Below are 22,370 nucleotides of genomic sequence, written 5' to 3'. Positions count from 1 at the left end.
GGCGGACCGGCTCCGCCGGCACCAGGTCTCACCGGGCGTGGTTGATCTGGACGTGTTTGGTTCGGGAGAAGTCGTTGAGGGCGTAGATCGACAGGTCGCGGCCGTAGCCCGAGCCCTTGAAGCCGCCCCATGGCACTTCGGCGGCGAGTGCGAGATGGGAGTTGACCCATACGGTGCCGAAGTCGAGGTGGCGCGGCGCATCGAGGCTGCGCGCTGCATCCTTCGTCCACACCGAGGCGGCCAGACCGTAGGGAACCTCGTTCGCCCGGGTGATCGCCTCGTCCTCTGACTCGAAGGTCTCGATCGTCACGACAGGGCCGAAGATCTCCTCCTGCGAGGCCTCTGAGCCGGCTGCCACATCGGCGAGCACGGTCGGGGCGACGAAGAATCCCGGGCCCTCGATCGGCCCACCGCCGACGACCGGTCGGGCACCCTCGGCGGTCGCCCGCTCGAGGAAGCCTGTCACCCGCTCGAAGTGCGCTCGCGAGACCAGCGGTCCGAGCTCGACCTCGGCACCTCCTCGGGGATCGCCGACGACATAGGTCGAAACCTCCTTGGCGAGGAGCCGTGTGAACTCCTCGGCCACCGAGGCGTCGACGAGGACTCGAGTTCCGGCACCGCACTCCTGCCCGGAATTCCAGAACCCCGCGGTGCGCACACCTTCGGCGGCGGCCTGCAGATCGGCATCCGCGAAGACGATGACCGGGGCCTTGCCGCCGAGTTCGAGGTGAACGCGCTTGAGGCTCTCTCCGGCACTCGTGGCCACGGCCTTCCCGCTGCCGACGCTGCCGGTCAGCGCCACGAGGTCGATATCGGGGTGATCAGAGAGCCGCGCTCCGACGCTGGGTCCGAGACCGAGGACGATGTTGAGGACACCGGCGGGCAGGAGATCGGCGATGATTTCGACGAGCTTGAGAGCCGTCAGCGGGGTCTGCTCCGAGGGTTTGAGCACCATCGTGTTCCCGGCGGCCAGCACCGGACCGATCTTCCACGCGGCCATGAGCAGCGGATAGTTCCAGGGCACGACCACCCCGACGACCCCGACCGGTTCGCGCAGGATGATCGAGGTGTGGTCCTCGACGTAGTCGCCTGACCCGAGTTCGGTGAAGGCCCGAGAAGCACCCGCGGCGAAGCGGAACGTGTCCGCGGCCATCGAGATGTCGTCCTCGGCGACCGCATGCGGCTTGCCGGCGTTGAGAGACTCGAGTCGGATGAGAACATCGGCGTTCGCCTCGATGCGATCAGCGATGGCCAGCAGGACGTCGGCGCGGGATTTCGGGGTCAGGGCTCTCCAGCCCTCGAGCGCACGACGTGCGGCAGCCACCGCGGAATCGACGTCGGCGGCCGAGCCTTCGGCCACCTCGGCGATGGTCGTCTCGTCGGCCGGGTTGACCAGGATCGTCGTCGCGGATGTCGTCCCGGCATCGATGAACGCTCCGTCGATGTGGTGGGTGAGCGGGGGCAGCTCGGACTCGGCGACGAGAGGAGCCTGTGAGGTGCTGCGGACAATGTGGTCGGTGGGTGGGACGGGCATAGGAGCCTCCGCTTCTTCGGTTCAGCAGGTGATGATCCACTCGCACTATCAATCGGATGTGATCACATTATTACGTGATTCGTGTAACATGCAATCACATCGGCGGAGAAACCAGCCGTCGTCGCCGGGCGCCGCAAGCGTCAGCGCTCACAAACGACCACGAACACGGAGCTGTGCTCATGGACTTCACCACTCGATTGCAGGAGATCGCCAATGCGATGTGGATGCCGGTCATCGGTCTCGCCATCGTCATGGGTCTCTACTTCACGATCCGCACCAGAGTTCTCCAGATCCGCCTCTTCCCGCAGATGCTGCGCGAGCTCAAGGGCGACGGCAGCACCGCCCCCGGCGGACTCACCCCCTTCCAGGCGCTCGCCCTGACCATCGGCAACCGCGTCGGCGTCGGCAACATAGCCGGCGTCGCAACCGCTGTGGGCTGGGGCGGACCCGGTGCACTGTTCTGGATGGGGGTGATGGCCTTCTGCGGAGGGGCGACCGCGTTCGTCGAGTCGACGCTCGCCCAGATCTATAAGGAGCGCATCGACAGCGAACTCAAGGGCGGCGTGCCCTACTACCTGTACAAGGTGTTCCAGAAGCGGTGGCTGGGCATGATCGCCGCGGTCATCGCGCTCATCCTCTACACTCTCCTGGCGCCCGGCATCCAGTCCAACAGCATCGCCGTGAGCGTCGAGTACGCCTTCGGCATCCCCGGCTGGGTCACCGGCATCGTCGTCACCGCAGTGCTCGGAATCATCATCTGGGGCGGGCGCGAACGCATCGTGCGCGTCGTCAACGTCATCGTCCCGATCATGGCCGTGGGCTATATCGGCGGGGCGATCGTCGTCCTGCTCGTCAACGTCACCGAACTGCCCGGCGCCATCGGGCTCATCATCTCCTCGGCCTTCGGCGCCGACCAGGTCTTCGGCGGCATCGTCGGAGCCGCAATCTCCTGGGGCGTGCGCCGCGCCCTGTTCTCCAATGTCGCCGGCGTCGGCGAAGGCACCTACGCCGCCGGAGCCGCCGAGGTCAGCCACCCCGCCAAACAGGGGCTCGTCCAGACCTTCTCGATCTACATCGACACCCTGACCGTCTGCATGCTCACCGGACTGATGATGGTCGTGACCGGCCAGTACAACGTCATCACCGAGGACGGCCGCGAGCTGCTCGTCAACCTCCCCGGCATCGAGCCCGGCACGAACTTCACCCAGGCCGCCGTCGACACCGTGGCCACCGGATTCGGCTCACCGTTCATCGCGATCTCGGTGGCGATGTTCGCGATCACGACCATCGTCGCCTTCTACTTCATCGCCGACACGAACCTGTCCTTCATCGTCGGCGAGGGCAATCGGATCTACATCCGCATTCTCGAATGCGCCCTGCTGGCCGTGTACTTCATCAGCTGCGTCGTCGACGCCGGCGCCGTCTGGGCCGTCGGCGACATGGGGTATGCGACCCTGGGCGTCATCAACTTCCTCGCCCTCATCGCGCTCTCCGGAATCGCGCTGAAGACCCTGAAGGACTTCGACACCCAGCGCAGGCAGGGACTCAACCCAGTCTTCGACCCCGTGAAGCTGGGAATCAGGCATGCGAACTTCTGGGAGGAGATGCGCGCCGAGGCGGCCCCGACTTCCCGCACCACCGATCCGTCCGGGACCACGACAGTGTCCGACACCGATCCGAAGGATGGCACACCATGACGATCATCGCCGCATTCCCGCACGGAAAGAGAGATCGTTCCGCGCTCCACCTGGCCGCGTTCATCGCCCGATCTCAGGGCGAGGATCTGCGCATCGTCAGCGTCGTCCCCGAAGCCGGGCGGGGCTCGATCCCCTCGGGCAGCGACCTGCAGTTCGCTGCGTGGGCGAAGAAACGCGCTCGCCAGGCGGTCCGCGAGGCCGAGCAGGCGGCGGCCCAGATCTGTCCCGATCTGAGCACCGAGGCGGTGGCCGTGGAGAACCGTTCCCGGGCGAAGGGCATCCTCGCCGAGGCGGCCGCCCACCAGGCCACGATGATCGTCCTCGGGTCGGGCACCGAGGGGACCCGCGGACGTATCCGCGTGAGCTCGACCTCCGACCGGCTCCTGCATTCCTCCCCGGTCCCGGTGGCGCTTGCGCCCAAGGGATTCGTCGCTCCGGAGCGACTCACGCGCGTGACCTGTTCGTTCCGCCCCGACACGGGAGCACACGCTGTGCTCGCGGCGACCGCCGAGTTCGCGGGCGCCACCTGCGGACGTCTGCGCATCGCGACCTTCGGTGTCAGCGGCCGGACAGTCCCGCCCGAGTCCGTCGAAGAGGAATCGGCGCGCAAGGCGCTCGTCGCCGAACTGAAGACGGTGCAGGCCGAGGCGATCGGCGGCCTTGACGAGACCGAACGAGGGGAGGGTGCTGCAGGGGAGTCAGTTGCCGACGCGGTCGGCATCGGCAAGGACTGGAAGGCGGCTCTGGCGGCGATCGAGTGGGAAGCCGGTGAACTCCTCGTCGTCGGGTCGTCCTCGGCGGGACGGCGCTCTCGTGTCTTCCTCGGAACGAATGCGGCCCGCATCATTCGGCACTCTCAGGTTCCGGTCATCGTCATGCCCTGGCTGAAGTGATCGGGAGAACGGGCAAGCCGCCTCGGCGTGGATAGACTGTCGAATATGAGCGAGACCCAGACCGAGATCGGCCCACGCATCGGCGACCAGGTGTTCGAGGCGCTGCAGGCGAGCATCCTCTCCGGCGAATATCGCAGCGGGGATCGATTGCGGATCCGCCAGCTCGCAGCGTCGCTGGGCACGAGCGTCATGCCCGTACGCGAATCGCTGGCCCGGCTCGAGGAGGTCGGACTCGTCGAGACCAGTCCGCACCGCGGGGCCGTGGTCAAGGATTTCACCGCCGAGGAGCTGCTGCAGATCTATTCGGTGCGACGCATCCTCGAGGTCGAAGCGACGGTCCAGGGTGCGCAGAAGCTCGACGAGGCCGGCCGGGCGCAGCTGGACGAGGAGTTCGCTGCGATGGAGGCGGCTCTCGACTCCGGCGATGCAACGGATTACCTCGATCACGACGAAGAGCTGCTTGCGACGATCTACTCCGCCTCGGGCAACCCCGTCCTCGTCGAGACGATCCGGACCCTGTGGCTGCGCTGCCGGGCCTACAAACTCGTCGGCGCCAGACGGGAGATCGCAGCCGAGGCCAAGGTGCCGCTGCTCAAGCACCAACGCCGACTCATGGACGCCGTCGACGCCGGCGACCCTGGGGTCGCCGCCGAGGTGACCGAAGAGTCCTTCGATGACGCCGTCCGCCGTATCCGCGCCGGGCTGGGGGCCTGAGGGCCGACCGTCGAGGACAGTCCGCTCGGGGCTGGGGACCAGGCCGGCGACTAGTGGTCACTTTCGGAGACGTTCCCATCAAATATGGGTCGGGATCGGATACTTTCCGCGCCGGAAACTATCCGATCGTGACCTGTATTCGTCGGGCCGGGTGTTTTCCGGACCGGCGCAGGGCCAGCCATGCGTGCATGGCTGATTTGAACGGCTGATTTCGGAAGTCGGCGACCGAGGGAATTCACCCGCGCCAGGTCTCTCAAAATCAGATGTGATCAAACACTTGCAAAGAAATGTGATCACATCCTATTCTGTGTGCAGATGTTCCGCGTGAAGGTGCGCGGGCGCTCAGAGCAGAGAGGGGGTGCTCCCCATGAAAGATGCCGTCATCGTCGGCGGCGGACTCGCCGGACTGTCAGCAGCATGGCGACTGCGCAATTGGGATGTGACGCTGCTGGAATCGGGTTCCCGAGTCGGCGGGCGGATCCGATCGGAGAACCGCGGACGCTATTTCCTCAACTGGGGCGGACACATGTTCGCCGGGGGCAAGACTGCGACGAACGCCCTCATCACCGAGACGCAGACCCGATCGACGGAGATCCCCGGATCGCTGTCTGCGGTGTCGATGAATGGCAAGCTGCTCATCGACGGGCCCGTCCAGTCCTATCCGTTCCGGATCCCGATGTCGTTGAAGGACCGGGCCTCGATGATCAGGGCCGGGGTCAAGGTCTCCGCCGACGTCCTGCGCTATGCCAACGCCGTGCGTCTGCGTCCGAACGAGAGCTCGGAGATGCGCCAGCAGAGGATCTACGATTTCGAGAACGACCGGTCTTTCGCCGACTACATCGGAGAACTGTCCGAAGACGCCGAGGCGATGTTCCGCCCGACGATCACCCGCTCGGCCGCCGACCCCGACGAACTCGCAGCCGGTGCCGGGATCGGCTACTTCAGCCTCGTGTGGAACATCGGCCAGGGGCTCAACCGCAGCATCGGCGGGGGACCGTCGAACCTCATCGAGTCGATCGCCGCCCCGCTGCAGGAGGACATCCAGCTCGACGCGAAGGTCTTTGAGATCGTCCACAAGAAGGATCATGTAGTCGTCCGCTACCGGCAGGACGACATCGATCATGAGATCGAAGCGCTGTCGGTCGTGCTCGCCACCCCGGCGACCGTGGCGCACAAGATCGCCGTCGACCTGCAGGAGGCCAAGCGGGAGGCGCTGTCGAAGATCGTCTACGGACCCTACGTCTCCGCGGCCTTCCTCACCAATGAGACCGAACCCCAGCCTTGGGACCAGGCCTACGGGATCGCCACGCCGAAGCGCTCCTTCAACGTGGTGATGAACCAGGGCAACATCGTCCGCGGCACTGAATCCGAGCGACAGCCCGGAGGGAGCATCATGACCTTCTCTCCGGCGAGCCTCGCGAAGAAGCTGCTCGACCAGGATGACGAGGACATCCTCGACACCTATATCGGCGACCTCGACGAGGTGCTGCCCGGTTTCGCCGGCATCGTCGAAGAGGCCCAGGTCCAGCGCTGGCGCACGGGCGCGCCCTACTGCTTCCCGGGTCGCGGGAAGCTCCAACCGACACTCAACGCGCTCTCCGGCAGGGTCTTCCTCGCCGGTGACTACATGGGCACCCTGTACACGGAGACCGCCATCAGCTCCGGCTTCACCGCAGCCCAGGAGGCCGCGAACATCCTCGTCACCGCCAGGCAGACCCGCCGGCACCACCCCGTCCAGCACCCCAACGAGAACGAACCGCCTCGACACGAGGCGAACACCCAGACCACTGCCTCTCAGGCAACCACTGCATCTCAGACCCTTACGGAGACATCATGACCACTCAGCTGCGCGGAGTCCTCACCGCACTCACCACTCCCTTCGACGCCGAGGAGAACATCGACTATGAGGCGCTGGGCCGCATCGTCGACCGGTCGATCGACGGCGGAGTCGACGGTCTCGTCGTCGGCGGCTCGACCGCAGAATTCGCAACGATGAGCGGGGACGAGCGGCAGCAGATGCTCGAATTCGTCATCGAGCGCACCGCCGGACGGGTGCCGATCGTCGCCCAGACCGGAGCCACCTCGACGCGGGAAGCCATTCGCCATTCCCGAGCCGCGCAGGCGGCCGGCGCCGATGTGCTCATGATCGTCACCCCTTACTACGAGCCCCTGACGCTGGCCGAGACCGTGGACTACATCAAGACCGCAGCCGCTGCCGTCGACATCGACGTCATGCTCTACAACATCCCGGCCGCCACCGGCGTCAACCTCGACCCGGACACCGTCCGCACCCTCGCCGAGGAAGTCGCGAACATCCGTCATATCAAGGACTCGAGCGCGGACTGGGAACAGGCGCTCAAGCTCATCCACCACCACAGCGACGTCATCTCCACCTTCATCGGCTGGGACAGCTACATCTACTCCGGCCTCGTCGAAGGTGCGGCCGGAATGGTCGCCGGCGCTGCGAACGTCCTCCCTGCCGAGATCGTGTCGGTGTCGACCAAGATCGCCGACGGCGACCTCCACGGGGCGCGTGCTGAGTGGGCGCGGCTCTACCCGGTCATCGACGCGATGATCTCCGAACCGTTCATCCAAGCCGTCAAGACCGGGCTCGAGCTGCGCGGCGTCCCCGTCGGTTCGCCGAGGCGGCCGCTGGCCGACACCGATCCCGACGCCAGGGAGAGGATCAAAGAAGCCCTGACGACCCTCAGCGGCGAAGGAGTGCTGAGTGGAGTTCGCGGGGCAGCTCGATGACCTCGACGCGGCGTTTGCGACCGAAGTCGATGCCGAATCGAGTGTGCAGACGCTCGAAGTGATCGGCGACCCGCGTCGAATAGGCGGGGTCGAAGGCATCTGCCGCAATCGCGATGATGAACAGGCCGGTGCCCGGACTGTCTCCGCCGGTATCGAACGCGGGCGCGTCGACGGAGAAGCGGCCCCCGCCGTGGACGGCGAGCAGTTCGACCATGAGCGCGACATTGCTGCCCTTGACCCCGCCGAACGGGAGCAGGGAGCCGGCGAGGGCGGCCTCGGCGTCGACCGTGGCCGCCCCGTTCGGGTCCTGTGCCCAGCCTTCGGGGATCGTCTCTGCCCGATCGGCGGCGTCGCGGATGTTGACCCACGCGGTCGCACTGGTCGCCTGGTCGAACATCCGCGGGCCATCGGCATGGGGAACGGCGAATGAGAAGGGGTTCGTTCCGGTCGCCGAGCCCGGTGAGCCGAACAGTGACATGAGCGCCGGTGAGTTGGCTCCCGCGAACGCCAGCAGGCCTCGTTCGGCAAGCCGCGTCGTAAAGTAGCCGAGCTCCCCGGCAGTGAAGGCGTTGGCGATGCTGAGGACGGAGATGCCGAGCGTCGCGACAGACGAAACGAAGTCATCGAAAGCTGCGTCGAAGGCGAGCTGCGCGGTGCCGCGGTCGGCATCGACATGGTGCGCTGCGGGCAGGCGATTCGTCACTCGCGGATGCGCCTGCCCGTTGATGCGGCCGGCTTCGAGCCCGTCGAGGTAGTCGACGAGGTGCGCCGTGCCGACCTGGGTCTTGCCCCGTCGCTCGGCGGCCACTGTCGCGTCCGCCAGGGACTGCGCCAGCGCGGGAGAGCCGCCGGCCGCGGTGATCGCCGCGATGCACAGGTCCCGCAGTTCGGCGATCGTCAGGGACACGGTTGAGGAATCAGAAGTCTCCGGCATGCCCATCACGCTACCGGAGGTCGGGCCGGCGCCGAGGCGCGGGGAGCGGCGCGGTCCAGCTGATCGAGACGTCTATTTGAACAGGTCCCAGATGCTGAACGTCGTGCGTTTGTACACCGCGTTTCGGGCGGCTCGTTTCGGGTTCTTCACCACGCCCATTCCGCGCTGACCATAGCCTGGGACTACCGCCTTCTTGACCATACGCTTGGCGCGTCCGGTGGTCCGTACCTTCAGCGAACGCTTCACAGATGGGGTTCGCAGACCGAATTTCATGGCTTTCCTCCTCTCCCGTCCGTGACCTCCGCTGCCACGGCAGGTTTCACTATGGCAATAGTATGAGGCGGGGCTGCCGTGAAGAGCAGCGCGAGCTCCCAGAGGACGCACGCAGTTGACAGAATCGTCCATCAGCTCAGCACCCGCCACCGAGGCCCGCGTCCGCCACCGAGAACGATGTGCGTCATCTGCTCGCCGGGCACCGTCGAATCGCGACAACGGCGATGCCCAGCGCAACGAGCGGAATAGCTACGAGTCCAGCGGCCGTATATCCGAACTCGGTTGGAACCAGTGAGTCAGCAGGCGTGGCGGTCGCCAACAGCAGCCCGGCGAGAGCGCTTCCGAAGCTGAACCCGCTGGCACGAACGATCTGATTGATTGAGAGGACACTGGAGGTCTCGGATTTCGGCACACCGTCGAGGATGAGCCGCGGCATAATCGCCGAGACGCCGCCGACGCCGAAGCCAAGCAGGCTCATCGCAATCAGAGTGAAGATGAGGGAGTCCGAAGAGAGGGCGAATACGGCCATCCCCGCGATGACAGTTGCCGAATGGATCGTGAACGTCCACCGTGCCGATGTCATCGCCGCCAGCGACGGGGTGGCCCGTCCCGCGACGAATCCGAGTACGGAGAAGGGAATGAGCGCAGCTCCGGCACCGGCTCCGGTGAGACCGAAGCCGTATCCCGAGTCGGCCGGAGTCTGCACGTAGCGGGTGAACAGCGAGAACAGCAGATACATCGCGACCGCGGAGGCGAGCATGGCGATGTTGGCGCGCAGCACATTGCCTGTGAGGAAGAGTCGCAGGTCGACGAGCGGTGACGTCGTGCTGCGCTCGACCGCCGCCCAGCCGGCGAATGCGGCTACGGATACGATGAGTATCAGAGCGCCGATCCACGGCTGTTGCCACACCGAAGGCTGAGCCACGACCATGAGCACGCCGAGGATGCCGACGGCCAAGAGCAGTGCACCCGCAGAATCGATGTGGACCCTCTGCCGCGAATCGCTGCTCGGGAGAGCGAGCCAAGCGAGGACGAAGGCGGTCAGGGACAGCAGGAAACCGAGACCATAGGCGATGCGCAGGCCTGCCGCTTCGTCGACGAAGCCCATCAATGGGTACGCCACGCCGATGCCCACTGTGGATGCGACTGACACCGTCGCGATCGTTGATTCGGCACGAGCGGCACTCAGATGATCGCGCGCAATGCTCATGAGAAGTGGGGTGACTCCGAGACCGAGTCCCTGAAGTCCGCGACCGATGATGAGCACGGCGAAATGAGCGGGAACTGCGGTCAGCAGACCGCCGAGGGCGACGAGTCCCAAGGCGATGAGTACCGTCGTTCGACGGTGTCGACCAGCGCCGAGGCGGCCGAGCACCGGTGCGGTGACCGCGCCGGTGAAGAGGGTGATCGTCAGTGTCCATTGCGCCATCTCGAGCGGCATGTCGAGATCGACCGCAGCCGAGGTGATGAGCGGGGCACCGACTCCGCCGATGACAGCGCCGAGGAGGGCGATGGCGATGATGGTTCGCGAAAGTGTGCGTTCGGTGGGGTTGCTGTTCGGGGTGGTCATCGGTTCGTCTGGTCATCGATGTGGTCGAATAGACCGGGGCGAATCAGAGTGCGGATGCCGCTGGCCCAGTCTTCGTCGACCTCATTGATGTCCAGGGCCGCTCCGACGTTGAGCAGCATTCCGAAGGCAAGGAAGGATTTGACGGTTACCGGATCGAGCTCGGTGCTGTCGGCGACGACCTGCCACATGTGAGCGAATCTCTCGCGGACTGCCGTCTTGACCTCGGCGTCTCCGCAGGCCGCGAGTCCCTGCAGCTGGAGAAGCAGCGAATGCCGATCGGTGAGCAGATCATAGTACTGGGAGCCCATGACCTCGAGAGCCTGTCGACCGGTCTTCCCCTCAGCGGCTGCGAGCATGGCCTCGCTGACCCGGTCGAAGGACTGGGCGACGAGTTCGAGGAACAGTGCCTTCTTCGTGCCGAACATGCGGAAGATGTACGCCTGCGTGATGCCTGCCTCCCGGGCGATCGCGTCTGTCGACGCGCCGTGCAGACCGTGTTCGGCGAATTCCCTCGCGGCGAGTTCGAGAACCTGTCTGCGGCGATCTGCGCCGCTCATCCTCTGTGCCATAGACATAAATTACCAGTTAGTGACTAGTAACTAAAGTCCTTGCCACGAAGTTGCGAGATGGTCGCTTTCGCGGTGGGGGTGCTTCCTGCGGGTGGGGAGCAGAGGGCGAGTCAGAGGTCTCCGGAATCCGGGGTGGGATCGGTCTGCGAACTCAGCGCCTCGGCGATGGCCTTCGCCTCCCGACGCAGCAGTGCGACGAGGCGCTCGACCCTGGAGCCGGTGACACGGTCGGCGATCGAGGCGATCGACAGGGCCGCGCGCGGGCGGGAGCCGCGGATGCGCAGCGGCACCGCCACGGCCCACGACCCCTTGGCGAAGAGCCCGGGATTGTGGACGAAGCCGTCGATGCGGGCCTGATCGATGATGTCGCGCAGGTGCGGGACCGAGACCTTCGGATACCGTTCGGCCAGGATCTCGGCGTTGGCCTCGAACTGGGCGTCCACCTCGGCGGGGGAGAGCTCGGAGAGGATCGCCAAGGATCCGGCTCCGATGCCCAGCGGATGACGGTCGCCCACGGACAGGGCGTTGTTGAAGATCTCACCGAAGCCCTCCTCGCGGCGGGCGCAGATCGAATAGCTGCCGGTGCGCAGGGTGAGGAACACGGTGTCCTGGCTGAGCTCGGCCAGGCGCAGCAGGCTCGACTCGGACTCGGTGACCAGAGGATCGACTGACTTCTGGGCGAGCTGCCCGAGGATCTGGGACTGCACGCCCAGCCGATATCCGCCCTCTTCGAGCCGTTCGACGTAGCCCATGGCGATCAGCGCCTGGAGCATGCGGTGGACGCTGGCCTTCGGGCGTCCGCTGATCGAGGCCAGCTCGGACAGGCTCGCGCCTTCCCGTCTCTCACCGGCGATGAGACCGACGAGGTTGAGCAGCGTCAGTGCGCGTTGGATGCTCTGGGCACCGGTGCCCGGTTCGAGGCTGTCGACGGCGTGGGCGACATTGAACGAAGCGGACCGGCGCAGAAGCCGACCGCGCATCTTGATGCGATATTCCTCGCGGAGGTCCTCATTCGAATCGGCGCCGTTGTGCATGCCTCCATTATGGCCCGTGCCTGTCGGGGCACGACCGCAGACGCAGCGGAACTGGCCAACGGTGGGTCGCCTCGGCGAGCTGACCTGGAGCGATCCTCCTTCCCCGGAAAACGTACCCGGAGTTCTGGCCTCACTTGTGGTCGACTCACAATCGACGACCGTGAAGTCTGGGCCGACTCACGAAGCATCCTCACTGTGGCCTGCACCACACTCGAACTGCACCCCGAAGCAATGACGCAACAGTGAGGACATCATGTACGACTACATCGTGGTAGGCGCAGGATCGGCCGGATGTGTGCTGGCCGCTCGTCTGAGCGAAGATCCCGACGTCAACGTCGCGCTCATCGAAGCCGGAGCCGCCGACACCGCCGACGAGATCCACATCCCAGCCGCATTCAGCACCCTGTTCAAGAGCCAGTGGGACTGGGACCTCGACACCGAACCGGAACCCGAACTCCACCGCCGCCGCGCCTACCTTCCCCGCGGCAAGATGCTCGGCGGATCGAGCTCGATGAACGCGATGATCTACATCCGCGGCAACCGCGCCGACTACGACCAGTGGGCCGCCGACGGCGCCACCGGCTGGTCCTATGACGAGGTGCTTCCCTACTTCCGGAAGGCCGAGTCCAATGAGCGCGGGGCAGACGACTTCCACGGAGCCGACGGTCCGCTGACCGTCTCCGAATCCCGGTCGATGAACCCGCTGTGCGACGCCTGGGTCGACGGTGCCGTCGAGGCCGGATTCGACCACAATGAGGACTTCAACTCCGGTGAACAACTCGGAGTCGGCCGATTCCAGGTCACCCAACGTGATGGAATGCGCTGCAGCACGGCTGTGGCCTACCTCCACCCTGTGGCGGAGCGGAAGAACCTCACCGTCATCACCGACGCCCACGCCCGCAAGGTGCTCATCGAGGGCAGCCGTGCCGTCGGAGTCGAGATTGAACGCTACGGCGAGATCGAGCAGATCCGCGCGAACCGTGAGGTCGTGCTCTCGGCCGGCGCCTACGGCTCTGCCCATCTCCTCCTGCTCTCCGGCGTAGGCCCGGCCGCCCAGCTCGACGCCTTCGGCATCGAGAAGGTCGCCGACCTGCCCGTCGGTGAGCGCATGCAGGACCACTACATGGTCATGCTCAACTACACGACCGACCTCGAAACTCTCAAGACCGCAGTCTCCCCGGCCAACGCCGAACTGCTGCAGACCGCCGGCCGCGGCCCGCTGACCTCGAACATCGGCGAAGCCGGAGGCTTCTTCGAAACCCGAGAAGGGCTGAACGGCCCCGATGTGCAGTTCCACTCCACCCCCTGCCTCTTCGCCGAGGAGGGGCTCGGCGCCCAGACGGTCCAAGGACTGGCCGCCGGTCCCTGCGTCTTCAAACCCACGAGCACCGGAACGCTCACCCTGCGCTCGCCCGACCCGAAAGTCGCACCCCGGATCCTCCACAACTACCTCGGAACTGAAGAGGACAAGCAGAGCATCCTCGCCGGACTGCGCATCGCGCTGGACATCGCCTCCCAGCCGGCGATGCAGAAGGTCATCTCCGGTGACCACATCGTGCCGGAGGGAACGAGCGACGAGGAGCTGCTCGAATTCGCCCGCCAGGTCGGGCAGACGCTCTACCATCCGACCTCGACCTGCTCGATCGGCCACGTCGTCGACCCCGAGCTCAAGGTCATCGGCGTCGACGGTCTGCGCGTTGCCGACGCCTCGGTGATGCCGACCGTCGTGCGCGGCAATACGAACGCCCCGACGATCATAATCGGCGAGAAGGCCGCCGACCTCATCGCCGAATCCCGCACCACCGACACTCGCACCGCGAAGCCCACCACCGCCACCGAGGCGGCCACCCCCATCACACAGAAAGAGGAGGTTCCGGCATGACCGAGATCCCCACCTACCGAATGTTCATCGACGGCCAGTGGGTCGACACCGCTGAGGCTCACGCAATCACCTCACCGGCCACAGGCCAGACTGCTGCCCGTGTTGCCTTCGGCGGAGTCGAACATGCCGATGCCGCGGTCGCCGCTGCCGTTGCCGCTCACGAAGAGGGCACCTGGCGGAATATGACGCCCGACCAGCGCGCGGACATCCTCGACCGGATCGCCGCGAGCATGGAGGCCAAGGCCGAGCGGCTGTCCGCCCTGGCGACCGCCGAGAACGGGGTCACCGTGCGCACCGCCGGCGCCTTCCATATCGGCCTCGGCGTGGCGAACCTGCGGGTCTTCGCGGGCATGGCCCGCGGCTTCACCCCCGAACAGGACAATCCGCTGGCCGCCGAGTCACCGGATTCGCGAGCGACCATCCGCCGCGAACCCATCGGCGTGTGCGCGGGCATCGTGCCCTTCAATTTCCCCCTCGTCCTCGCCGGATGGAAGCTGGGGCCGGCCCTGGCAGCAGGCAACACCTTTGTGCTCAAAGCCGACGAGAACACTCCGCTGACCCTGCTCGAACTCGCCCGCTCCGCCGAAGAGGCGGGCCTGCCGCCCGGAGTGCTCAACATCATCACCGGCCCCGGCGAGACTGTCGGCGCCCGGCTCGCCGAACACCCGGACGTCCGCAAGATCGGCTTCACCGGATCCACCGAGGTCGGCAAGAGCGTCCAGCGCGCAGCCGCCGACAACCTCAAGAAGGTGACCCTCGAACTCGGCGGCAAGGGCCCGAACATCATCCTCGATGACGCGGACCTCGATGCCGCGATCGACGGATCGATCTTCGCCTTCCTCATGTACTCCGGTCAGGTGTGCGAATCCGGCACCCGACTGCTCGTGCCCAACTCCCGCAAGGACGAGATCGTCGACCGCCTCATCACCCGCTTGCAGGATGTGACGATCGGCGATCCGACCGATCCCGCCTCGGACATGGGCCCGGTCGCCTCCCAGGATCAGAAGGTCCGGGTCGAACGCTACCTGGCGATCGCCGCCGAGGAGGGGGCGACGCTGGCCTACCGTGGTGAACTTCCCGACGGGGAGATGTTCGAGACCGGGGCCTGGGTGCCGCCGATCGTGTTCACCGATGTCACCAACGACATGCGCATCGCCCGCGAGGAGGTGTTCGGTCCCGTCCTCGTCGTCATCGGGTACGACGACGAAGCCGAGGCGATCGCGATCGCCAACGACAGCGAATACGGACTCTCCGCCGGAGTCTGGGGTTCATCCGAGCGCGCCTGTGCTGTCGCGAACGCACTCGAAGCCGGCACGGTGTGGGTCAACGACTGGCACGCGGGCTTCCCGTTCAACCCGTTCGGCGGGTACAAGCAGAGCGGCATCGGCCGCGAGCTCGGCCCCGACGCCCTGGCCGAATACACCCAGGTCAAAGCCGTCCAGGAAAGCCTCGACACTGACTGGGCCAAACACGGCTACGCCCTCGTGCTGCCGGCGCCGGCCGAGGTCCCGGTTCCGACCTGACCATCCGACGTCGGGCCCTGACGATCCGACCTCGGTTCGAGAAGTCACCGATCCCCGCGCCGAGGATGACCTCCCGATCCGGGGAAGAGCCGCCTCGGCGCGGGGATCGTTCAATTCGAGGTCGGGACGTTTCCGCGCGCGGTGAGCATGCGGATGGCGATGATCGTCTCCTGCAGATCCGTGAAGCTGCGGACGTTGTGGCCGGTGCGTTCTGCGGCAGCGTCGAGGCGGTAGTAGGCGGTGTTGACGTGCACGTGGAGTCGCTCGGCGGCGAGTTTGGCGTTGAGGTCACAGGCCGCGTACTCGAGCAATGTCTCGATGAGGACACCGCCGGCGGCGAGATCGTCCTCGACGAAACGGCGCAGTTCGGGGCGGATGAGGCGGTGGGCCACGTCGTCGTCGAGGGTGACGAGGTAGTCGAGCGGAGTGAGGGCATGCAGCGACCTCACTCCCGGCATACCGTTGAGACTCTCCTGCGCGAGCACAGCCTCGCGGTACGCCTCGGGCACACGGTCCAGGCCCTCGTGGACGGTGGAGGTGCCCACGCACAGGTCGGTGCCGTGGCGGGACAGCTCCCGGTGGACCCGTTCGAGATCGTCCAGGGTGGTCGTGCCGTCGGAGGTCACCGGGGTGATCCCGACGATCTGATCCTGGAGGACCACGGCGATGCCGCGACGGCCGACATCGAAGACCGAACGCAGGGCTGTGATGACCTCGCGCATGCCTCGATCATCACGCAGCGGCGTCTGCGAGGTGGCCGTGGCGACGAGCACGCGCGAATCCGGGCGGAGGTCGGACACCTCGGCGAGGTCCGCACTCGGCCCCGGCGCCAGGCGTCGACCCGACAGCAGATCGTCGACGAGGTCACGGCGGACCCGGTCGCCCTCGGCCATGTCGAGCTGCTGGGTCTCGAGGTAGGCGACGGCCCCGACGGAGCTGCCGACCTCGATGACGCTCATGACGTGGATGGCGATGTGCAGGGCCTCATCGCGAGTCTCCTGTTCGGAGTCCGAGGCATCGACGATCGCCTCCCACAGAGTCTCCTGCCCGATCCGGAAACCAGTGAGGAAGTCCGGCAGGGTCACGCCCTGCCGCAGCCGGCGCCGGGCTTGGGAAGCGGTGATCGGGAAGTCCTCGGCGGTGGCGCGGCGCCCCTCCTCCAAGGGGGTGAGGGCGGCTTCGAACACGGTGTACGTGTGGGCGGTGAGATCCTCGGCGAGGTTCTTGTCCGGGCTGGCGGGGTACGCGGGCACTTCCCGCCAGGTGCGGCTGACCGAGCGCTGGACCGTCGCCGGCAGCGATGCTCGGACTCGGTCGATGATGCGCAGGACGAGTGGATTGGCGACCATGGCAGAAGCATACGGGCATCGTTGTTGTCCGACTACAACCAGCGAGCCGCGTTTCTGTTGCACATCCCGTTGTCCGAAGCCGCTTGCAGCGGCAGAGTGGCCACCATAGGGCCGGACGGCGGGAGTCGAATCCGGCCGAGGAGCCGACTCTTCTCCTGTGCTGGGGCCACAACCGGTGGTGGTCCCGACAGCACCAGCACCGAGCCGATCAAAGACGAACGAATCAAGCCTGGAGGATGCCATGACCAACCTCGCCGACAATCTCACCACCACCGCTAGCCGGCACGGAGACCGACCTGCCGTCCGCCTCGGCGACACGGTGCTGACGTATACGCAGCTGCAGGACCGAGCGCAGCGGGTCGCGACGATGCTCACGGAGAGGGGAATCGGGCCCGGCGACCGCGTCGGACTCGTTCTGCCCAACGTCCTCGAATTCCCCGTCCTCTTCTACGGGGCGCTGTCCGTCGGCGCGATCGTCGTGCCGATGAACCCGCTGCTCAAGGAGCGTGAGGTGCAGTACTACCTCGAGGATTCCGGGGCCGCGCTCGTCTTCGCGTGGAAGGACATGGCAGGCGAGGCTGGAAAGGCGGCAACCGCGGTCGGCATCGAATGCGTTAGCGTCGACCCCGCGGACTTCGCCGATCAGCTGTCCGCCTTCGACCCTACACCTGAGGTGGTGTCCCGAGCCGACGACGACACCGTCGTGCTCCTCTACACCTCCGGCACCACCGGCCAGCCGAAGGGCGCGGAACTCACCCATTTCAATATGATGACCAACGCGGCAGTCACCGCCGAGACGCTCATCGACCTCACAGAGGATGACATGGTCATGGGCTGCCTGCCGCTGTTCCACTGCTTCGGCCTGACCTGCGGACTCAACGCCTCCGTGCTCAGCGGCTCCTGCCTGGCCCTCATCCCGCGTTTCGACCCGATCGAGGCCCTCGAGACCATCCAGGATGCGAAGGTCACCGTGTTCATCGGTGTGCCGACGATGTACGCCCGCATGCTCCATGCTGAGGGGCGCGAGTCGTTCGACGTGTCCAGTCTGCGCTCGTGCATCTCCGGTGGATCGGCGATGCCGGTCGAGGTTATGAAGAACTTCGAGTCCGCTTTCGACTGCATCATCCTCGAAGGGTACGGCCTGTCCGAGACCTCACCGGTTGCCTGCTTCAACCAGCCGGGAATGGAGCGCAAGACCGGCACTATCGGCGTGCCCGTCCGCGGAGTCGAGATGAAGCTCGTCGACGATGACGACGATGACGTTCCCGTCGGTGAGATCGGCGAGATCGCGATCAAGGGCGAACCCGTGATGAAGGGGTACTGGGGTCGGCCGGAAGCGACGCAGGTGGCCATCCGCGACGGATGGTTCCACTCCGGCGACCTGGCAGAACAGGACGCCGACGGCTATTACACGATCGTCGACCGGAAGAAGGACCTCATCATCCGAGGCGGCTACAACGTCTATCCGCGCGAGGTCGAGGAGGCGCTCTACGAGCACGAGGCCGTCGCCGAGGCGGCCGTGATCGGCATCGCGAACGACGACCTCGGTGAGGAGATCGGTGCGGCTGTGGCGCTCAAGGCCGGCAGCAGCGTCGACGCCGAGGCGCTGCGCGACTTCGCGAAGGACCGCGTCGCCGCGTACAAATACCCCCGCAACGTGTGGATCGTCGACGAGCTGCCCAAGGGACCGACCGGCAAGATCCTGCGCCGTGAGATCTCCGCACCGGCGAAGCGCTGAGCTGAGGACGCACTGAGCTGAGGACGCGTGCGACCGCGCGGGCGGCCTCCCGAACTCAGGTCCAAGATGTGGAACCTTCGTATCTCAACTCGGCGGCCACCTCGGCGAGGGACGGCCTAGAATCGAACCGGCCCGACGAATCGGTGGGGTCGACGTTCCGAGAGGTGAGTGAGACGTGGCCGAGACCGTCCTCGACATCGCTGATGTGACATTCCGGCGTGGGCACACGCAGATCCTCCACGGCATCGACCTGCGCATCGACGCCGGCGAGCACTGGGTGCTCATCGGCCCCAACGGGGCGGGGAAGTCCACGCTGCTGAGCTTCGCCTCGGCGCAGGTGTTCCCGACCTCGGGCACCGTCGACATCCTCGGTTCTCGGATGGGCCGGGTCGAACTCGCGGCCCTGCGCCGGCTCATCGGACACGTCAACCCGCGACACCCGCTGCGCTCGAACCTCACCGTCCGAGAAGTCGTCCTCACGGGCCTGACCGGCACGATCGATCGTCCCATGCGGTGGGAGCCCGAATCGGACGAGGTGGCGAAGGCCGATGCTCAGATCGCCGAGGTGGGTCTGACGTCGCGTGCCGACGCCGGGTGGAAGGTGCTGTCCCAGGGGGAGCGCGGGCGTGCCCTCGTCGCCCGGTCGCTCATCGCCGACCCGCAGCTGCTGCTCTTCGACGAACCGACCACCGGCCTCGACGTCGCCGCCCGCGAACAGCTGCTCGAGACCATCGACGCCCTGTCGCTGCGCTCGCCGGAGCTGTCGACGCTGCTGGTCACGCACCATCTCGAGGAGATTTCGGAGACCACCACGCACGCCGCGCTCATCTCCGACGGGCGTCTGACCGCCGCAGGTCCCATCGCCGAGGCGCTCACCTCCGAGCAGGTCTCCGCCGCCTTCGACCATCCGATCGAGGTGGGTTTCGCCGACCGCCGCTGGTCCGCCCGTGCGGTCCGTACGACCAGCGCGTCTGTCGCGTCCGTCGGCTGAAGATCGTCTGGGACAGTCACCGCGTGCGTTGCACCGCCGTGGACTCGGGCCTAGGCTTGAGGCATGAAGATGAGTACCGTGTGGAGCATCATCGGCGCGATCATCGCCGTCATCATCGCGTGGTGGGTGGTCAACGTCGCGTTCTCCATCGCCTGGTTCCTCGTCAAGGCCATCATCACTGTCGTCGTCGCGCTCGCGATCTTCGGTCTCATCAAGGCCTCCCTCAAGTCGAAGGACCGTGACCGAACGCGCTGACCGCCTGCGTCAGAGATCTCAGAGATCGCCGAGGCCGGTGTTCGCCCCGCAGAGGACGACGCACACCTTCTCTCCCGCAGCCGGAACATAGCCGCCGGTCGTCTTCGACTCGTCGGCGCCGCTGATCCCCGCCAGAGCTGTGGCCGCCGCATGTTCGACCGCCAGCCGGTGATCGCCCCACAGATGCTGCCGGGTGTCGATGATCGCCTCATCGCTGACCAGCACCGAGGTGACCAGATCCGACCGTGCCGCGTCCAGTGCCAGCGGTGTGGCCCGACGGGCACCGAGCGAATCCGCCGCCACCGAATCGACCGTGACGTCGACCGGCTCGCCCGCTTCCAGTGCGGCACCCAGCGCGCGACAGTTCTCCGGTTCGACCGCCACCGTGCGCACCCCGTGATAAGTCGCGGCTGTCGCGACTCCGGCGAACAGCCCGCCGCCTCCGACGGAGACGACGACCGTGTCGAGGTCGGGCACCTGCGTGAGAATCTCGGTCATCAGCGTGCCCGCGCCGGCGGCGATGAGCGGATGGTCGTAGGCGTGCGAAGCCAACGCCCCCGAGGAGTCGACGAAGTCACGGCAGGCCGCGGCCGCCTCGGCGTATTCGCTGCCCTTCAGCACCACCTCGGCGCCGTAGGAGCGCAGACGATCGACCTTGACCTCCGGCGCATTCGCGGGTAGGAAGACGGTCGCGGGCACACCGGCGGCACGGGCCGCCCAGGCGCAGGCGAGCCCTGCGTTCCCGCCCGAGGCGATCGTCACTCCCGCCTCGGGGAAGGTGCCCTCCTCGAGATGGGCCCGGATGAAGTTCTGCGCACCGCGGGCCTTGAAAGTGCCCGTGTACTGCATGAACTCGAGGGCGAAGAGCAGGCCGGATGCGCTCGGGTCCTCGGCAGGGCCGGAACTCCACGCAGCCGCGGTGGGGGAGGCCGCCTCGGCGAGGTTCCCGGGCTGCGCGGACGCGACGGTGACCGGTCGGACTCGTCCGGCGATCCGGGCTGCGGCGGCTTCGATGTCGGGATACGTCAGCTCAGTCATGTCATCACCCTATGCGAGAGCTGCTGAGGGGTCTCGTCTCCTCGGCGAATTGTCTGGTCGTTCCAAGGTGATTCAGGCACGCAAATCGCCTCGGATCGACGAGGAAATCAGGTGGCAGTAGAAGAGCCGGGGGGCTGAGCTCGGCCTCAGTGGTGCTTGGTCAGGCCGAGGTCGACGCCCTTCGTCTCCTTGACGAGGCTGACGCCGATGAGCGAGATGATGCACACGATGATCATGTAGATCGCAATCGAGATGGACGAACCGGTCTCGGCGAGCAGGGTCTCGGCGATGGTCGGGGCGAAGGCACCGCCGAGGATCGCGCCGAGCGCGTAGCCGATCGACACACCCGAGTAGCGGACCTGGGCGGGGAACATCTCCGCATACATCGCCGACATCGGGCCATAGGACAGGCCCATGCCGACGGTGAGGACGAAGATGCCGATGCCGTACATCCAGATGTTGGCCATGTCGATCATGAGGAACGTCGGGATGAGCCACACGATGAGCAGGATGTAGCCGATCTGGAAGGTGCGCACGCGTCCGAGCTTGTCCGAGAGCGCGCCGCCCCACATCGTGAAGACCAGCCATCCGAAGCTCGCCAGCGTCGTCGCCAGCAGCACGGGTGCCCGGTCGAGGCCGACGGATCCGCCCTCGGCCAGCGGGCGAGAGGCGTAGGCGGCGAAGAACGCGATGATCATGTAGCCGACGGCGTTGTTGCCGATGAAGATGAGCGCGGAGAGGACGACTTCCTTCGTGTTCTTCTTGAACAGGGTGCCCAGCGGGGCCGAGGACTCGGCCTTGCGTTCGGCGAGCTCGGCGAAGACCGGGCTCTCTTCGACCTGGCGGCGGATGTAGTAGCCGACGAGGACGAGGACGACGGAGAAGAGGAACGGAATGCGCCAGCCGAAGCTCGCGAACTGTTCAGGGGTGAGCACGGTGGTGAGGACCCAGATCACGCCGGTGGCCAGAATCATGCCGACCGGCACACCGATCTGCGGATAGGCGCCGAAGATGCCGCGCTTGGAGATCGGGGCGTGCTCGACGGACAGGAGTGCTGCTCCGCCCCATTCGCCGCCGGCGGAGAATCCCTGGAGGATCCGCAGCAGAGTGAGCAGGATCGGAGCGCCGATTCCGATCATCGCGTAGTTCGGCAGCAGACCGATGAGCGAGGTCGCGGCCCCCATGAGGATGAGCGTGAGCACGAGCATCTTCTTCCGCCCGATGCGGTCGCCGAGGTGGCCGGCGATGATCGCGCCCAACGGCCGGAAGAGGAACGAGATGCCCAGGGACGCCCACGCCATGATCTGCCCGAGCGCCGGATTGTCCGAGGCCAGCGGGCCGAAGTACTGGGCGGAGAGCACGAGGCCGGCGGCCTGGGCGTAGATGAAGAAGTCGTACCACTCGATGGTGGTGCCGACGAGAGTGCCGGCGAGGACCTTGCGCTCTTCGCGGGTGATCGAATGGGGCTCGGTCGGCTGTGATGCGGCCGGGCCGGGGGCTGTGGTGGACATGACAGGATCTTTCGGTTGCTGGGCGACATTGCCTGGTGCCGTTGCCGACGGCGGTGGTCCTCGACTCTGAGTGATCGCCGGTGCCGTCGGTGGGGCGCGTGACGGGTGGCC

19 protein-coding genes are annotated in these 22,370 nt (G+C 66.4%); 10 read left to right on the top strand and 9 right to left on the bottom strand.

Annotated elements, in window-relative coordinates:
• Nucleotides 1–28: 28 nt before the first annotated feature.
• A complete protein-coding gene (locus tag FHG09_RS02405; RefSeq protein WP_193627253.1) occupies nt 29–1,534 on the bottom strand; it encodes an aldehyde dehydrogenase family protein in 1,506 nt (501 codons plus the stop codon).
• A 179-nt stretch (nt 1,535–1,713) separates the two neighbouring features.
• Between FHG09_RS02405 and FHG09_RS02400 the strand changes: the two genes are divergently transcribed.
• The 5 genes from FHG09_RS02400 (at nt 1,714) to dapA (ending at nt 7,592) form a co-directional block, all read left to right on the top strand.
• Nucleotides 1,714–3,231 (top strand): alanine/glycine:cation symporter family protein, encoded by a 1,518-nt coding sequence (locus tag FHG09_RS02400; RefSeq protein WP_152346086.1) that lies wholly within the window; start codon nt 1,714–1,716, stop codon nt 3,229–3,231.
• A complete protein-coding gene (locus tag FHG09_RS02395) occupies nt 3,228–4,124 on the top strand; it encodes a universal stress protein (RefSeq protein WP_152346085.1) in 897 nt (298 codons plus the stop codon). The genes FHG09_RS02400 and FHG09_RS02395 overlap by 4 nt, the downstream gene beginning before the upstream one ends.
• A gap of 45 nt (nt 4,125–4,169) precedes the next feature.
• Nucleotides 4,170–4,838: a GntR family transcriptional regulator gene (locus FHG09_RS02390; RefSeq protein ID WP_193627252.1), complete on the top strand. Its 669-nt coding sequence runs from the start codon at nt 4,170–4,172 to the stop codon at nt 4,836–4,838.
• A gap of 367 nt (nt 4,839–5,205) precedes the next feature.
• Nucleotides 5,206–6,675: a protoporphyrinogen/coproporphyrinogen oxidase gene (locus tag FHG09_RS02385; RefSeq protein WP_152346084.1), complete on the top strand. Its 1,470-nt coding sequence runs from the start codon at nt 5,206–5,208 to the stop codon at nt 6,673–6,675.
• Nucleotides 6,672–7,592 (top strand): 4-hydroxy-tetrahydrodipicolinate synthase, encoded by a 921-nt coding sequence (dapA, locus tag FHG09_RS02380; protein WP_152346083.1) that lies wholly within the window; start codon nt 6,672–6,674, stop codon nt 7,590–7,592. The genes FHG09_RS02385 and dapA overlap by 4 nt, the downstream gene beginning before the upstream one ends.
• On the opposite strand, the gene FHG09_RS02375 is transcribed toward dapA, so the two are convergent.
• From FHG09_RS02375 to FHG09_RS02355, 5 genes are all read right to left on the bottom strand, one after another.
• Complete coding sequence (locus tag FHG09_RS02375; RefSeq protein WP_193627251.1) at nt 7,546–8,526, bottom strand: Ldh family oxidoreductase; 981 nt, start codon at nt 8,524–8,526, stop codon at nt 7,546–7,548. The genes dapA and FHG09_RS02375 overlap by 47 nt on opposite strands.
• Nucleotides 8,527–8,598: 72 nt before the next feature.
• Entirely contained in the window at nt 8,599–8,799 is a 201-nt protein-coding gene (locus FHG09_RS02370; RefSeq protein WP_152346081.1) for a hypothetical protein, read from the bottom strand.
• A gap of 184 nt (nt 8,800–8,983) precedes the next feature.
• Complete coding sequence (locus FHG09_RS02365) at nt 8,984–10,369, bottom strand: MFS transporter (RefSeq protein WP_152346080.1); 1,386 nt, start codon at nt 10,367–10,369, stop codon at nt 8,984–8,986.
• The gene (locus FHG09_RS02360) at nt 10,366–10,938 is read right to left on the bottom strand and encodes a TetR/AcrR family transcriptional regulator (protein ID WP_227492495.1); all 573 of its coding nucleotides are present in this window, start codon (nt 10,936–10,938) and stop codon (nt 10,366–10,368) included. The genes FHG09_RS02365 and FHG09_RS02360 overlap by 4 nt, the downstream gene beginning before the upstream one ends.
• Nucleotides 10,939–11,048: 110 nt before the next feature.
• A complete protein-coding gene (locus FHG09_RS02355; protein ID WP_152346079.1) occupies nt 11,049–11,972 on the bottom strand; it encodes an IclR family transcriptional regulator in 924 nt (307 codons plus the stop codon).
• A 253-nt stretch (nt 11,973–12,225) separates the two neighbouring features.
• Here FHG09_RS02355 and FHG09_RS02350 point away from each other — a divergent pair, with 253 nt between their 5' ends.
• Together FHG09_RS02350 and FHG09_RS02345 are read left to right on the top strand one after the other, a co-directional pair.
• The gene (locus FHG09_RS02350; RefSeq protein ID WP_152346078.1) at nt 12,226–13,854 is read left to right on the top strand and encodes a GMC family oxidoreductase; all 1,629 of its coding nucleotides are present in this window, start codon (nt 12,226–12,228) and stop codon (nt 13,852–13,854) included.
• The gene (locus FHG09_RS02345; RefSeq protein ID WP_152346077.1) at nt 13,851–15,377 is read left to right on the top strand and encodes an aldehyde dehydrogenase family protein; all 1,527 of its coding nucleotides are present in this window, start codon (nt 13,851–13,853) and stop codon (nt 15,375–15,377) included. Before FHG09_RS02350 ends, FHG09_RS02345 begins: the two co-directional genes overlap by 4 nt.
• Nucleotides 15,378–15,487: 110 nt before the next feature.
• Here FHG09_RS02345 and FHG09_RS02340 read toward each other — a convergent pair whose 3' ends face one another.
• A complete protein-coding gene (locus tag FHG09_RS02340) occupies nt 15,488–16,726 on the bottom strand; it encodes a PucR family transcriptional regulator (RefSeq protein WP_152346076.1) in 1,239 nt (412 codons plus the stop codon).
• Nucleotides 16,727–16,967: 241 nt separating this feature from the next.
• Between FHG09_RS02340 and FHG09_RS02335 the strand changes: the two genes are divergently transcribed.
• The 3 genes from FHG09_RS02335 (at nt 16,968) to FHG09_RS02325 (ending at nt 19,710) form a co-directional block, all read left to right on the top strand.
• Nucleotides 16,968–18,464: a long-chain-fatty-acid--CoA ligase gene (locus FHG09_RS02335; protein WP_152346075.1), complete on the top strand. Its 1,497-nt coding sequence runs from the start codon at nt 16,968–16,970 to the stop codon at nt 18,462–18,464.
• 175 nt (nt 18,465–18,639) lie between these two features.
• A complete protein-coding gene (locus FHG09_RS02330; protein WP_152346074.1) occupies nt 18,640–19,455 on the top strand; it encodes an ABC transporter ATP-binding protein in 816 nt (271 codons plus the stop codon).
• A 63-nt stretch (nt 19,456–19,518) separates the two neighbouring features.
• A complete protein-coding gene (locus FHG09_RS02325) occupies nt 19,519–19,710 on the top strand; it encodes a hypothetical protein (protein WP_062860502.1) in 192 nt (63 codons plus the stop codon).
• Between the two features lie 18 nt (nt 19,711–19,728).
• Here FHG09_RS02325 and FHG09_RS02320 read toward each other — a convergent pair whose 3' ends face one another.
• Together FHG09_RS02320 and FHG09_RS02315 are read right to left on the bottom strand one after the other, a co-directional pair.
• The gene (locus tag FHG09_RS02320) at nt 19,729–20,748 is read right to left on the bottom strand and encodes a serine/threonine dehydratase (protein WP_152346073.1); all 1,020 of its coding nucleotides are present in this window, start codon (nt 20,746–20,748) and stop codon (nt 19,729–19,731) included.
• Between the two features lie 146 nt (nt 20,749–20,894).
• Complete coding sequence (locus tag FHG09_RS02315) at nt 20,895–22,259, bottom strand: MFS transporter (protein WP_152346072.1); 1,365 nt, start codon at nt 22,257–22,259, stop codon at nt 20,895–20,897.
• Nucleotides 22,260–22,370 lie beyond the last annotated feature (111 nt).

The organism is Brevibacterium sp. CFH 10365, from assembly GCF_009299785.1.
GTDB classification, from domain to species: domain Bacteria; phylum Actinomycetota; class Actinomycetes; order Actinomycetales; family Brevibacteriaceae; genus Brevibacterium; species Brevibacterium limosum.
The sequence above is the reverse complement of the archived record's forward strand: the minus strand, read 5'-3'. Positions and strand labels throughout refer to the sequence as shown.

Coding starts and splice junctions, on each gene's coding strand:
- FHG09_RS02325 (WP_062860502.1), top strand. CDS start 19,519: ATGAAGATGAGTACCGTGTGGAGCATCATCGGCGCGATCATCGCCGTC.
- FHG09_RS02360 (WP_227492495.1), bottom strand. CDS start 10,938: ATGGCACAGAGGATGAGCGGCGCAGATCGCCGCAGACAGGTTCTCGAA.
- FHG09_RS02365 (WP_152346080.1), bottom strand. CDS start 10,369: ATGACCACCCCGAACAGCAACCCCACCGAACGCACACTTTCGCGAACC.
- FHG09_RS02320 (WP_152346073.1), bottom strand. CDS start 20,748: ATGACTGAGCTGACGTATCCCGACATCGAAGCCGCCGCAGCCCGGATC.
- FHG09_RS02315 (WP_152346072.1), bottom strand. CDS start 22,259: ATGTCCACCACAGCCCCCGGCCCGGCCGCATCACAGCCGACCGAGCCC.
- dapA (WP_152346083.1), top strand. CDS start 6,672: ATGACCACTCAGCTGCGCGGAGTCCTCACCGCACTCACCACTCCCTTC.
- FHG09_RS02400 (WP_152346086.1), top strand. CDS start 1,714: ATGGACTTCACCACTCGATTGCAGGAGATCGCCAATGCGATGTGGATG.
- FHG09_RS02370 (WP_152346081.1), bottom strand. CDS start 8,799: ATGAAATTCGGTCTGCGAACCCCATCTGTGAAGCGTTCGCTGAAGGTA.
- FHG09_RS02355 (WP_152346079.1), bottom strand. CDS start 11,972: ATGCACAACGGCGCCGATTCGAATGAGGACCTCCGCGAGGAATATCGC.
- FHG09_RS02390 (WP_193627252.1), top strand. CDS start 4,170: ATGAGCGAGACCCAGACCGAGATCGGCCCACGCATCGGCGACCAGGTG.
- FHG09_RS02345 (WP_152346077.1), top strand. CDS start 13,851: ATGACCGAGATCCCCACCTACCGAATGTTCATCGACGGCCAGTGGGTC.
- FHG09_RS02340 (WP_152346076.1), bottom strand. CDS start 16,726: ATGGTCGCCAATCCACTCGTCCTGCGCATCATCGACCGAGTCCGAGCA.
- FHG09_RS02335 (WP_152346075.1), top strand. CDS start 16,968: ATGACCAACCTCGCCGACAATCTCACCACCACCGCTAGCCGGCACGGA.
- FHG09_RS02375 (WP_193627251.1), bottom strand. CDS start 8,526: ATGCCGGAGACTTCTGATTCCTCAACCGTGTCCCTGACGATCGCCGAA.
- FHG09_RS02405 (WP_193627253.1), bottom strand. CDS start 1,534: ATGCCCGTCCCACCCACCGACCACATTGTCCGCAGCACCTCACAGGCT.
- FHG09_RS02395 (WP_152346085.1), top strand. CDS start 3,228: ATGACGATCATCGCCGCATTCCCGCACGGAAAGAGAGATCGTTCCGCG.
- FHG09_RS02385 (WP_152346084.1), top strand. CDS start 5,206: ATGAAAGATGCCGTCATCGTCGGCGGCGGACTCGCCGGACTGTCAGCA.
- FHG09_RS02350 (WP_152346078.1), top strand. CDS start 12,226: ATGTACGACTACATCGTGGTAGGCGCAGGATCGGCCGGATGTGTGCTG.